General features: G+C 71.6%; 12 protein-coding genes. 5 read left to right on the top strand and 7 right to left on the bottom strand.

Annotated features, from left to right (window positions below; genetic code table 11):
• The first annotated feature begins 193 nt into the window (after window positions 1-193).
• The 3 genes from OV079_RS38025 to OV079_RS38035 are packed head-to-tail and all read left to right on the top strand — an operon-like array spanning window position 194 to window position 3,104.
• Complete coding sequence (locus OV079_RS38025; RefSeq protein WP_267774498.1) at window positions 194-907, top strand: carboxypeptidase-like regulatory domain-containing protein; 714 nt, start codon at window positions 194-196, stop codon at window positions 905-907.
• A complete protein-coding gene (locus tag OV079_RS38030; protein WP_267774500.1) occupies window positions 904-1,371 on the top strand; it encodes a carboxypeptidase regulatory-like domain-containing protein in 468 nt (155 codons plus the stop codon). Before OV079_RS38025 ends, OV079_RS38030 begins: the two co-directional genes overlap by 4 nt.
• The gene (locus tag OV079_RS38035; protein ID WP_267774502.1) at window positions 1,299-3,104 is read left to right on the top strand and encodes a carboxypeptidase regulatory-like domain-containing protein; all 1,806 of its coding nucleotides are present in this window, start codon (window positions 1,299-1,301) and stop codon (window positions 3,102-3,104) included. The genes OV079_RS38030 and OV079_RS38035 overlap by 73 nt, the downstream gene beginning before the upstream one ends.
• A 3-nt stretch (window positions 3,105-3,107) precedes the next feature.
• On the opposite strand, the gene OV079_RS38040 is transcribed toward OV079_RS38035, so the two are convergent.
• The 4 genes from OV079_RS38040 to OV079_RS38055 form a co-directional block, all read right to left on the bottom strand.
• Window positions 3,108-4,151, bottom strand: a complete 1,044-nt coding sequence (locus tag OV079_RS38040; protein WP_267774504.1) for an acyl-CoA desaturase — start codon at window positions 4,149-4,151, stop codon at window positions 3,108-3,110.
• A gap of 73 nt (window positions 4,152-4,224) precedes the next feature.
• Window positions 4,225-4,962, bottom strand: coding sequence for a response regulator transcription factor (locus OV079_RS38045; RefSeq protein WP_267774506.1), 738 nt, complete (start codon window positions 4,960-4,962; stop codon window positions 4,225-4,227).
• Between the two features lie 100 nt (window positions 4,963-5,062).
• Entirely contained in the window at window positions 5,063-6,022 is a 960-nt protein-coding gene (locus tag OV079_RS38050; protein ID WP_267774508.1) for a sensor histidine kinase, read from the bottom strand.
• Window positions 6,019-6,879: a hypothetical protein gene (locus OV079_RS38055; protein ID WP_267774510.1), complete on the bottom strand. Its 861-nt coding sequence runs from the start codon at window positions 6,877-6,879 to the stop codon at window positions 6,019-6,021. The genes OV079_RS38050 and OV079_RS38055 overlap by 4 nt, the downstream gene beginning before the upstream one ends.
• A 29-nt stretch (window positions 6,880-6,908) precedes the next feature.
• On the opposite strand from OV079_RS38055, the gene OV079_RS38060 reads away from it, so the two are divergent.
• On the top strand, window positions 6,909-7,511 hold the full coding sequence (locus OV079_RS38060) for a MiaE family protein (RefSeq protein ID WP_267774511.1): 603 nt from the start codon (window positions 6,909-6,911) through the stop codon (window positions 7,509-7,511).
• Between the two features lie 7 nt (window positions 7,512-7,518).
• On the top strand, window positions 7,519-7,992 hold the full coding sequence (locus OV079_RS38065) for a VOC family protein (RefSeq protein WP_267774512.1): 474 nt from the start codon (window positions 7,519-7,521) through the stop codon (window positions 7,990-7,992).
• A gap of 27 nt (window positions 7,993-8,019) precedes the next feature.
• On the opposite strand, the gene OV079_RS38070 is transcribed toward OV079_RS38065, so the two are convergent.
• The 3 genes from OV079_RS38070 to OV079_RS38080 form a co-directional block, all read right to left on the bottom strand.
• Complete coding sequence (locus tag OV079_RS38070) at window positions 8,020-10,848, bottom strand: bifunctional diguanylate cyclase/phosphodiesterase (RefSeq protein WP_267774514.1); 2,829 nt, start codon at window positions 10,846-10,848, stop codon at window positions 8,020-8,022.
• Window positions 10,849-11,125: 277 nt separating this feature from the next.
• A complete protein-coding gene (locus tag OV079_RS38075; protein ID WP_267706268.1) occupies window positions 11,126-11,533 on the bottom strand; it encodes a response regulator in 408 nt (135 codons plus the stop codon).
• Window positions 11,534-11,646: 113 nt separating this feature from the next.
• Entirely contained in the window at window positions 11,647-12,477 is an 831-nt protein-coding gene (locus tag OV079_RS38080) for an MBL fold metallo-hydrolase (protein WP_267774515.1), read from the bottom strand.

The following is a 12,477-nucleotide window of genomic DNA, read 5'->3' on the forward strand; positions in this document are numbered from 1 at the left end:
CTGGGCCTGGCGAACGGAAAGAGCGTCCCGGTGACGGCCGGCAAGGCGCCGTGACCGAGAATCATATGTCTTGAAGGGCATGTCACGAAGGACATGTCCTTCGTGACCGTTGCGGCAGGAATACGGACGGGCGAGGGTAGGGCGCGTGCGGACGCGCCGAAGACCCGTCGATGCGCGAGCGAGGAGTGACGAGATGCGCGGGAGAGTCGTGATCGGTGTGACCCTGGTGGTGGTTGCGGGGGTGCTGTGGTGGTTGCGCGAGGAGAAGGAAGACGCGGCCGCCGTCGCGGCGAGCGAGGTCGGGGAAGCGGCGGTCGAGGCGGTGACGGTGGCGCGGGTCGAGGCGGCGGTGTTGCAGATCGATCCGCGACTCGGGGCGCGGGCGTCGATCGCCGGGTTCGTGAAGGACTCGCGCGGGGCGCCGATCGCGGGGGCGCAGGTGTGCGCGCTGGCGACTTCGGAGCGGGTGACGACGGAGGAGCGCCGCCGTCCCGACTGCGCGACGAGCGAGCGCGACGGGCACTACCGGATCGCGGGGCTGTTCCCGGTGCGTCACGAGGTCGTCGGCTCGGCGCCGGGGTTCATCCCGGCCCTGTACGCGCAAGGCGAGGGCGCGAGTCGGCGCGAGTGGGTCGAGCTGCGGCAGGGGATGGAAATGCTCGGGGCCGACATCGTGCTCGAGGCCGGTGGCGTCGAGATCCGCGGCGTCGTGAAAGATCTGAGCGGCGGGCCGATCGAGGGCGCGCAGCTCCTCGGCAATCGCCAGCCGGTCGTCGTCACCGGGCCCGAGGGCGAGTTCTCGATGTGGGTGAGGCCGGGGAGCTCGCGGTGCGGGCGATGGCCGACGGCTACGCGGACGGGCGCGACCACGGTGTGGCGCCGGGGCACTTCTACGAGGTGTTCATGACGCCGGAGGCGGTGCTGGTCGGCAAGGTGGTGCGCGCGGGCAGCGGTGAGCCGCTCGCGGGCATGCAGGTGTCGAGCGGCGGCAGCTCGTACACGACGACGATGACGGACGCGCAGGGGATGTTCCGCCTCGATCGCTTGCAGCCGGGCGGGTACAAGCCGAGCGCGGTGTCCGACGAGACGTACGGGCAAGCGGAGGAGCTGGTGATGCTGGGGCTGGGCGAGACGTCGGAGCCGCTGGTGATCGCGGCCCACCCGGCGTTCTTCGTCGAGGGGCGCGTGGTGATCGAGGGCGGGGGAGCTGCGAGTCCGGCTCGGTGGTGCTGCGCGACGGGGCGAGCGGTCGCGCGACGCGCGGGGCGATCGACGGCGGACTGCTCCATCTGCGAGCGGTGCGGCCCGGCGAGTACGGGGTCGATGTGCGGTGCACCGGACATGTCTCGGAGGACACGTACGAGAAAGTGAAGGTGGTGGACCGCAGCGTGTCGGGGCTCGAGTGGAAGGTGCGGCGGGCGCAGTCGATCCGCGGGGTCGTGGTCGATGCGCGCGGGCGACCGGTGCCGCAGGTCGCGGTGCGCGCGGATGCGAAGCCCGATCCGGCCCGGCCGCACGCGCAGCGGACCTCGGCGTACAACGGCAGCACGGACGCGAGCGGGCGCTTCGAGCTGGCGGGGCTCTTGCCGGGCAATTACGAGGTGGAGCTGTCGGCGTGGGACCCACCGCGCTCGACGCCGAAGCCGATGGAAATGACCTTGCCCAAAGGACAGGACGTGGAAGGGCTGCGGATCGAGCTGCCGGCTGCCGGGGAGGTGCGGGGGACAGTACGCGACGCGAAGGGTCAGCCGGTGCGCGGGGCGGCGGTGTCGTTGACCGGCGGGAGGAGTCGGTTCGGGGTGTCGGCCGCCGACGACGGGACGTTCCGCATCGAGCACGTGGGCGAGGGCGAGTACCGGGCCGAGGTGCAGAAGGCCTGGGAGAAGTTGCGTGCGCCGGGGACGAGCGACGACGACATCCAGGGCGAGAAGGTCGAGGTGCGGGCGGGCGCGGTGGCGACGGTGAACCTGGTGGTGGCGAGCGCCTCGGGGAAGATCACGGGAGTGGTGCGCGACGAACACGGAGCGCCGGTGGCGGACGCGTTCGTCGGAGCTGCGCGCGAGGTGGATCGCGCGGGCGCGGCCCAGGGGACGGCGTCACGCGAGACGCGGTGGACGTTCGGCAAGCAGCCCCACATGACCGACGCGGAGGGGCGCTTCACGCTGTCCGAGCTGAGCGACGGGAAGCACACGCTGCGGGCGCACCGTCGCGGCGGCGGCGAGGCGATCGCGGAGCACGTGGCGGTCGGGAGCGAGGTGACGCTGACTCTGGCGCCGGCGGCCCGGCTGGCGGGGACGGTGGCGCTGCGCGGCGGGGCGGCGCCGGAGGAATTCTCGGTGGCGATCCGCGAGGCGGCGTCCGGATATGGCCGCAGCGATTATTTCTACCGCACGAACGGGGCGTGGAGCTTCCCCGAGGTGCCGGCGGGCGAGTACAAGGTGCAGGTCAGCGCGTCGAGCGGAGCCGCGGAGACGACGGTGAAGGTGGCGGCCGGGGAGGAGCTGTCGGGGGTGCGCATCGAGCTGGCGCCGAAGGTGACGGTGCGCGGGACGGTGGTCGACCTCGAGGGCAAGCCGGTGCCGGGGGCGACTGTCTCGGTGTCGGGCAGCGGCGGCTCGAGCGCGCAGGACGGCAAGGCCAACATGACCGATGCGTCAGGTCGGTTCGAGTTCCGCAACGCGCCGACCGGGCTGGTCCAGATCTACGTGTCGCCGACGAACTCGGACGAGTTCAGCTGGACGTCGCTGCCGGCGACGCTGTCGGGCGAGGCGTCGACGATCGAGCTGCCGCCGATCCGCATGGCGCGTCGGCGGACGCCGTCCGGCGAGTACGCGGGCGACCTCGGCTTCACGACCCACGAGGCGGCGCCCGGCGCCGATCCGCTGAAGCGGCAGTGGATCGTGGCCCACGTGCGGCCGAACAGCCCGGCGGCGCAGGCGGGCGTGGCGGTCGGCGACGAGATCGTCAGCGTCGACGGGCAGGACGTGCAGGGGGCGAACAGCTACCTGTTCCCGGGGCTGACGCAGGCGCCGGCGCAGACGACGTTGACGCTGGGGCTCGCGCGCGGGGCGAGCGTGCAGCTGACGCTCGGAGAGCGGCCCTGAGGGTTAAAGACTGCGAGCTGGCTTTCGGGCCAGCTCGTATGTTCTGTCTCTCGGGATAGATGCCGACGCTGCAGCTCGACATGTCCCCCGGGACAGGTACTCAGGCCTGGTCGGGGAGGGCGGCGTCGAGGGCGTCGCGCAGGTCGGTGGTCGAGGGCCCTTGCGGCGCCGCGGGGCCTTGCGGCGGCCCTCGGCGAGGATGGTCTCGGGGACAGGTCGTAGGTCCCACACGAGGCCGACCCAGCTCATGGCCTTGAGGATGTAGTAGGTGATGTCGACCTCCCACCAGTAGAAGCCCTGGCGGGTCGAGCCCATGTAGTGGTGGTGGTTGTTGTGCCAGCCCTCGCCGAGGGTGATAAGCGCCAGCAGCCAGTTGTTACGGCTGGTGTCGGTCGTCTCGAAGCGGCGCTTGCCGAACACGTGGGCGAGCGAGTTGATGGTGAAGGTGCCGTGCCACAGCAGGGTGGTGCTGAGGGCGAAGGCGATGAAGAGGCCCGAGGCGCCCATGGTGAGGTAGACGAGGGTGCCGAGGACGGTCGGGGGGACGAGCCAGTACTTGTCGAGCCAGCGCAGCTCGGGGTACTTGGCGAGGTCGCGGACCTTGTTGTAATCGCAGTTGCCGGCGTTCTTCTCGTAGATCCAGCCGATGTGCGAGTACCAGAAGCCGCGCTGGATCGGCGAGTGGGTGTCCCACGGCAGATCGCTGAACTTGTGGTGGTTGCGGTGGTGCGCGGCCCACCACAGCACGCCGCGCTGCGAGGCGGTCTGGGTCAGGAAGGCGGCGATGAACTGGACGATCCGGCTGGTCTTGAAGGTGCGGTGCGAGAAGTAGCGGTGGTACCAGCCGGTGACGAAGAACATGCGCCCGAAGTAGAGGGCGAAGCACATGGCCCAGTCCTGCCAGCGCGTGCCCGTCCAGATGGCCGCGAGCGGGAGCAGATGGACGATCGCCACCGGCGCGATGCTCCCCCAGTCGTAGCCCGGGCGCTCCGGCGGCGGGAGGTCGCGGTACTTCTCGGGGATCGGGATCGGCGAGTCGATCTGCATTCGCACCGGTCAAGGTGCCGGAGATGCCCGAACGACGCCTGTCCTCGAGTGGTCAATCCGTGTCACGGTTTGGTCACCGGACTCGGGACCACGAATTGTAACCCGTTCCGCGCACCGAGACGAAATACACGGGATTCACCGGGTCGGGTTCGAAGTGGCGCCGTAGGCGCATGATGAAGTTGTCGACCATCCGCGTGTTGGGGTAGTTCGCCAGCTTCCACACCTGCTCCTGCAGCTCCTGGCGCGAGAGCACCCGCCCAGGGTTGGCCGCGAAGTAGCGCACGAGGTCGAACTCGAGGCGAGTGAGCTTGACCTCCTGCTCGCCCATGCGCGCCTCGCCGCGCTCGACGTCGATGACGGCGTCGCCAAAGCGGATCGGGGCGACCGCGGCCAGATCTTGCGCAGGTCGCTCTTGCGGCGGGCGTTGCTCGCGCTCCCACGAACGCCTGCGCAACAGCGAGCGCACCCGGGCGAGCAGCTCGCTGAGCTCGAACGGTTTGACGAGATAGTCGTCGGCGCCGACCTCGAGACCCCGCACTCGATCGTCGGTGGAGTCCCGAGCGGTGAGCATGAGGACCGGGGTGAAGTTGCCGCCGTCGCGCAACTTCTTGCACAGCTCGAAGCCGTCGGTGTCGGGGAGCATGACGTCGAGGACGATGGCGTCGTAGCGCGCCGCGAGCAGCAGCTCCGCGGCCCTCCGCGCGTTGCTGGCGAGGTCGATGGCGTAACCCTCGAGCTCGAAGTTCAACTTGAGCCCGGCGGCGAGGTGCTGCTCGTCCTCGACGAGGAGGAGTCGGGGCGAGGTGCTCACTCGAGGTCCTCCGCGAGTGGTTCGGCGAGGCGGCGAGGGCTCCAGAAATCTTCAGGCGGCTGGGAAAACATGCTGAATTCGCCGTCCTCTCCGAAAGCGTTCACGCCGAGCGGAGGCGCATGGGGAGGGTGACGCGGAGGGTGGTGCCCTGGCCGGGGCCGGGTGAGAGGGCTTCGGCGCGGCCGCCGAGAGAGCGGACCAGGGCGGAGACGACGTAAAGGCCGAGGCCGGTGCCGCGGCGCTCGCGGACGGCTTCGTCGGGGACGCGGTAGAAGCGCTCGAAGACGCGGCGCAGGTGGGTGCGCGGGATGCCGATCCCGCGGTCGCGGACCTCGAGCGCGACCTGGCCGCGGGCCTCGACGGCGTCGGCGCTGACGACCACGGCGACGTCGTCGCCGCTGTACTTGATCGCGTTGTCGATGAGGTTCTCGAGCACGGCCGCGAGCGCGACCTCGTCGGTGACGATGCGCAGCTCGGGGGCGATGTCGACGCGGACGACGTCGTCGGCCAGGTGGGCGCGGCGAGTGACGCCGGCGGCGCAGCGGCGCGCGAGCTCGGCGAGCGAGATGTCGGTGAGGTGCTGCGACGGCCGGACCTCGCCCGCGAGCCGGGTGGCGGTGAGCACCCGGTCGATGAAGGCGGTGAGCCGCTCGACGTCGTCGTGCATCATCCGCCGCAGCCGCTCGTGCTGGGCGCCGGGCAGGTCGGGCCGCGCGAGCGTCTCGAGGCACAGCTTGAGCGCGGCGAGCGGGCTCTTGAGCTCGTGCGTGACCGAGTCGATGAAGCTGGTCTGCCGCCGGACCTCGCGGATCTCCCGGACCAGGAAGACCGTGAAGAGGACGATCACGAACATGATGACCACCAGCGAGCCGATGCCCGCGGCCAGCAGCCACCAGTTGCCCCGCAGGTCGGCCACCAGCTCGGGGTTCTGCAGGAAGAGGTAGCTCCAGCCGACCAGCAGCGCCAGGCACAGGGCGACGGCCCCGGAGGCGAGGATGATCGGCAGGGAGATCGACCGCGTCATGCGGGCGATCGCCATGGTGCGTGTCCCTCGGGTCATGGCGATAAGCTCATGTTCCCGAGGACATGTGCGAAAGTTGTAGCGAGCCGGCGGCGCTGGGGCTGCCGCCGCGGCCGCGCGCGGCGCCAGGGTCGAGCTCGACGCGCTCGATGGCGGCGCCCACCGGGGTGCAGTAGTCGAGGACGCTGTCGTCCTCGGGGTCGCACGCGGGCGCGGCCTCGGCGAGCCGCTGCTCGGGGGTGCAGGCGACGTCGGCGACGGCGAGCGGCGGGAGGGCGCGACCGTCGGCCAGCGAGAGGCGCACGCCCGCGGTCCCCGCGGCGACCGGGGCGCTCCACCACGCGCACGGCGGCAGGGGCCCCGGCGCCGGGCTGGGCGGGGCAATCTGTCCCCTGGGACACGAGCTCGGCGGCGACGGGGAAGGGCGGGGCGTCGGCGGCGACGACGTCGGCGGACTGGCCGTCGAGGTCGCGGCCGTCGGCGTCGAACAGCTGGCCGGCGACGGTGACGCTGACGAGCTCGCGCTGCGGCGCGGGGATGACGAGCTCGAGCGCCCGGAGCTCGTCGCGCTCGCTGGCGGGGGCGAGGCTGGCGGCGATCGGGACGCGCCGGGTGCCGTCGCGGGCGAGGACGACGAAGCGGCCGGGGATCAGCGCGGCCGGGTCGAGCGGGCGGGTGAAGACGAGGTAGACGAGGGTGCCGACCGGGACGCCGAAGTACTCGCGCTCGTCGCCGGTGGGCGGGGGCTGGGCGTGGGCGGAGAGGATCCGGGTGGGTACGCCGAGCGGGCGCGCGGCCGCGGGGGCGCCGCCAGGAGGCTGCGGCGGCATGTCGGACGGGGCGACGGCGCAGGCGGCGAACGCGAGGGCGGCCGCGACACGGAACAGGGCAGGCACGCGAGCGCCAGGGTACACTGCCGCCGCCGATGCTGCACCTGGCCGCGCCGACCGATGAGCGCTGGGCCGCGCGAGCGCGCGAGCACCTGCCCGAGATCCTCCTCGACCACGCGCACTGCGAGAAGAAGGCGGCGTCGACGGCGTTGTCGCTGATCTTCCGCTACCCGGAGCGGCCGGCGATGGTGGTGCCGCTGTCGCGGCTGGCGCGCGAGGAGCTGGCCCACTTCGAGGAGGTGGTGGCGGTGATGCGCGCGCGCGGGCTGGAGTTCCGCCGCCAGACGCCGAGCCCCTACGCGGCCAAGCTGATGGCGGCCGCCCGCACGCACGAGCCGATGCGCCTGCTCGATACGCTGCTGTGCTGCTCGCTGATCGAGGCCCGCAGCTGCGAACGGATGCGCCTGCTGGCGGAGACGCTGGACGACCCGGGGCTGGTGAAGCTGTACCGCGGGCTCTTGGCATGTGAGGCGCGCCACTTTCACAGTTACGTGGAGCTGGCGCGGGAGCTGGAGCTGGTTCCTGAAGCGGAGCTCATGGCGCGGCTCGATGTTCTGGCTGCGCACGAGGCCGAGGTGTTGCGGGGCGACCCGGGCGAGCCGCGGCTGCACAGCGCGGTCGACCCTGCGCTACATTGAGGCCCGCATGACCAGCGAACACCGCCCGTTCCGCGTCCTCGGGGTCCAGCAGATCGCAGTCGGCGGCCGCGACAAGGCGGCGCTGCGCCGGCTGTGGTCCGACCTGCTCGGCCTGCCGATCGTCGGCACCTTCCGCAGCGAGCGCGAGAACGTCGACGAGGACATCGCGGTCGCCGGCACGGGGCCGTGGCAGGTCGAGGTCGACCTGATGCAGCCGCTCGACCCCGACAAGCGACCCCGCGTCCACGAGCCGGCCCTCAATCACGTCGGCCTGTGGGTCGACGACCTCGACGCGGCGGTGACCTGGCTCTCGGGACAGGGGGTCCGCTTCGCCCCCGGCGGGATCCGCCGCGGCGCGTCCGGCCACGACGTGTGCTTCATCCACCCCCGCGGCGACGACGGCGGCGCGCCGATCGGCGGCGAGGGCGTGCTCATCGAATTGGTGCAGGCGCCGGCCGAGCTGATCGCGGCCGGACGCTGAGGGACATGTCCCGAGAGACAGCCGCGGTCACGGCTTGCAGTCGCGCGAGATCATCGACTCGGCGACGCCGCGGTTGACCGGGCGCGAGAAGTAGTAGCCCTGGCCGAACTCGCAGCCCATCTCGGCCAGGAGGTCGAGCTGGGCCCGGGTCTCGACGCCCTCGGCGATCACGCTCATCCCGAGGTTGTGCGCCAGCGTGACGATGGTGCGCACGATCTCCGCGTTCTCGCCGTCGGGGCCGATGTTGCTGATGAAGGAGCGGTCGATCTTCAGCGCCGACATCGGGAAGCGGTGCAGGTAGCTGAGCGAGGAGTAGCCGGTGCCGAAGTCGTCGACGTAGGAGTGGACCTGCTCGAGTCGGAGCTGTTCGATCAGCTCGGAGGCGGTCTTCGGATCTTCCATGATCACGCTCTCGGTGATCTCGAGCTTGAGGCTCGACGGGACGAGCATGCTCTCGTGCAGGGCCTTGGCGATCAGCGCCGGCTGGGCGAACTGCTTGCCCGAGAGGTTGACGCTGATCGACAGCGCCTCGCGGTGGGGGTACTTGGCGTGCCAGCGCTGCATCTGGCCGCACGCCTCGCGCAGGACCCACTCGCCGATCGGGATGATGAGGCCGGTCTCCTCGGCGCAGCCGATGAACTCGCCGGGCAGGACCAGGCCGCGCGTCGGGTGGTTCCAGCGCAGCAGCGCCTCGAAGCCGCTGATCTGGCCGCTGACGAGGTCGATGACCGGCTGGTAGTAGACCTCGAACTCGCCGCGCTCGATGGCCCGCCGCAGGTCGCCCTCCAGCGTGAGCTGGGCGACGGCCTCGGCGTGCATGTCGGCGTCGAACAGCTCGTAGCGGCTCTTGCCGCGCCGCTTGGCCCGGTGCATCGCGGTGTCGGCGTCGCGCAGGATGTCCTCGGTGCGCTCGTAGCCGAGCGCGCTCCAGGTGATGCCGACGCTGATCGAGGTGTAGACCTCCTGGTCGCGCAGGGCGAGCGGCTGCTTGAGCTGGCCGAGGATCCGGTCGGCCACGCGGATGGCGTCGCTGGCGTCCTGGACGTTGGGCAGCAGGACCCCGAACTCGTCGCCCGACAGGCGCGCGAGCAGGTCGTCGGGGCCGACGCAGTCCTGCAGCAGGCGCGCGACCGAGATCAGCAGGCGGTCGCCGGTCGAGTGGCCGAGGCTGTCGTTGACGTTCTTGAAGCGGTCGAGGTCGAGGCACAGCACCGCGAACGCGGCCCGGCCCTGGCGCACGCCCTGCAGCGCCGTCTCGAGCTTCTCCATGAAGGCCTGGCGGTTGGGCAGGCGCGTCAGCGGGTCGTGCAGCGAGTCGTGGCGCGAGCGCTCCTCGCGGGCGCGCAGGGCGATCTCGGCGCGGCGGCGGCGGGTGATGTCGCGGGCGACGACCTGGACGCCGGTGACCTCGCCGTCGAAGTCGCGCAGCGGCACGACGGTCGACGAGAACCACCCGTTCTTGCCGCGGACCTCGATCATCTCCTCGACCGACACGCCGATGCCGCTCTCCATGACCTGGGCGAAGCGGGCGAGGTAGGCCTCGGCCAGATCGGGCATGTCGGGCGCGAGGTCGCCGAGGCTCTTGCCGATCAGGCTGTCGACGGTCGAAGAGAAGAGGTCGGCGATCAGCTCGTTGGCGTGGAAGATGACGCCGTCGCGGTCGAAGCACAGCAGGAAGACGTCGCTGGCCTCGACCAGCAGCTGGTACTTGATCTCGCTCTCCTGCAGGGCGCGCTCGATCTTGCGGCGCTCGCTGATGTCGACCAGCGTGATCATGATCGCCGCGCCCTGGTCGTCGTCCTCGACCGGAACGGCGGCGAGTTGGGTCCACAGCAGCTCGCCCCGGGCGGTGCGCAGGCCGACGGTGAGCGGCGGCTGCGGCTTGTGCTGCTCGAGGCAGCGCCGCAGCGGCGAAGCGGAGGCGAGCGGGTGGCCGTCGTCGCGCAGGGCGCCGCGCTCGAGGTCGTCGATCGTCAGCGCGGCGAGGGCCTCGGCGCTGTGACCGAGCAGCCGCTGCGCGGTGGTGTTCGACATGACGATCGCGCCGCGGGCGTCGAGCTGGAGGATGCCGGTCGGGACGGCGTCGATGAGGCGCAGCAGCGCCGGGGCGACCAGCGGGCGGGCGCCGACGGCCGGGTCGCCGAAGTGACGCGCGAGCCCCGGGCCTCGCGCAGCAGCCAGGCGTGCGTCTCGACCAGCGGCGGGTCGACGCGCTGCGCCAGGTCGGGGTGCAGCTCGAACCACGCGGCCCGCGCGCGCGTAGGCGACCAGCGCGGTCCAGCGGGTGTACAGCGCCGGCGACAGCGCCCCGGCCAGCGCGGCCCGCCCGTCAGCGCCGCCCTGCGGGTCGGCGGCGAAGGCCAGGCCGCAGGTCATGAGCCTGTCGTGAAGGACAGGGTCTTCAGGCCATGTCTCGAGGTGCAGGTGCTGCGCGGCGAGAGCGTCGCGGGCGGCCGGCAGCTGGGTGATGAAGGCGCGCGGGTCGTCGAGGGCCGCCAGCACGGCCGCGGGCGCGAGGCCCAGGCGGGTGAGCGCGAGCGCGTGCTCGACGAGGCCGGCGCCGGCCCGACGCAGGGTCAGGAGGAGGGTGAGCTCCTTGAAGACGGCGGGCAGCGGGCACTCGAGATAGGCGTGTCTGGCGGCGTGCCACAGGTCGGCGAGGGTGTCCGGACAGGCGAAGGCCGGCTCGAAGAACGCCGGCAGGTAGCCGAAACGCTGCTCGATCTGCGCGCGCAGGGCGGCCAGGCGGCCTCCGGCCCCGACCTCCCCCTGGGGTTCGAGCCCGCTCTCGGCGGGCGGTCCGGCATGTGCGTGGGCGTCCGTGATCGCAGCTCTCCGCGGGGAAAACCCCGCCAAAAGAGCGTTACAGGGGCCCGCGAGGGGTGTCAATTGCAGGACGCGTGAGGAGGCGGTCCGGACGCGGTTCTATCGCGGTTTTCCGGCCCCTCCGGCGCGATTTTCCGGGAGATCGGCGCTCGGACGGACGCACAGGTCCGCGGACGGGTGACCGCGGCGCGCCCGATGACATGGCGGAAAGGACAGACGCGAACGCGCCGTCGGTCGGGCCTGCGAGCCGGCATCGCAAGAGCCGGCGAGGCGGCGACGGACGACGCTGCGTCCGCAGAGTCGGTGATCAGCCGGCCCGGCTATCGCTGGGATCGCCGGCGCCGCCCTCAGGGTCGGGCACGAAGCGGTTGATCTTGGAGAGCAGCCGCCGCAGGTCGATCGGCTTGGTGTCGTAATCGTCGCAGCCGGCCTCGAGGGCCTTCTCGCGGTCGCCGGACATGGCGTGCGCGGTGAGGGCGATGACGGGGATATTCGCGGTCGCCTCGTGCTCCTTCAACACCCGCGTGGCGTACCAACCGTCCATGTCGGGGAGGCTCAAGTCCATCAGCACGATGTCGGGCTTCTCCTTCTTCACCATGGCGACGCCCTCGCCGCCGTCGACGGCGACGAGCACCTCGTAGCCCTTGCGACGCAGTCGCCTCGAGAGCATGTCCCGGCTGAGTTCGTTGTCCTCGACGATCAAGACCTTGGGCATAACCGGGTCCATCCTAACACCAGCGGCCGGCGAAGGGCGACCGCGCGACGCGCCGGGCGACTGCGCGCCGCCAAGCTCGCGTCTGGTAAGCCCGTGTACGGCGGCGCGCCCGTTCAGGTCAGGATGAACTGTCCGTCGGCCTCGCGGCGGACCCGGCCCTCGCCCTCGAGCTTGCGCAGGTGGGCGTCCAGGGACCGCTCGGCCAGCCACCAGATCTCCCGCGGGGTGTCGCCGTAGGCGCCGGCGAGCAGCTCGGGCATCCGCGTGGCGCCGGCGTTCAGGGCGGCGAGCACCCGGCCCTCGCGCTGTCTGCGATGGGTGATGTAGCGCTCGAGGCACTCCTGCGGCGCCGTGATCACGGGCCCGTGGGAGGGGACGAGGGCCGTCGGTCGCGCCGCCCCCAGGCGGGCGAGCGAATCGAGGTACGCCGACATGTCTCCCCCGTCGGCAGGGTCGATGAGGATCGTCCCGATGCCGGCGACGAGGTCGCCGGCGTAGGCGATCCCGGTCCGCTCCTCGCAATAGACGAGGTGGCCCGGCGCGTGGCCCGGCGTGAACAGGGCTCGAAGGACATATCCGTCGTCCAGCTCGAGCCGGTCGCCGTCGGCCAGGGCCACGTCGACCGGGAAATCCACGCGGGCCGCGGTGAGCGAGTGGGCGTAGATCGGCGCGCCCCACCGCTGCGCGAGCTCGAACGCGTAGCCGATGTGATCGCCGTGGTGGTGGGTGACGAGCACGGCGACGATCTCCGCGCCCACGCCGGCTCGCTCCGTGAGCAACGCATCGAGCGCGGCCCGCTCAGTCGCAAACGGCGTGGCCGGCTCGATGACCGCGAGGCGCCGCGTGCCGACGATCAAAGTATTGGTCGCAGTCGCCGGCGGCAGCGTCGGCGTCTCGTACGGGACCCGCCAAACGCCGGGGTCCAGGACTTCAGGCTCGGCCAT

This window comes from Nannocystis pusilla (assembly GCF_026626665.1).
Lineage (GTDB): Bacteria > Myxococcota_A > Polyangia > Nannocystales > Nannocystaceae > Nannocystis > Nannocystis pusilla.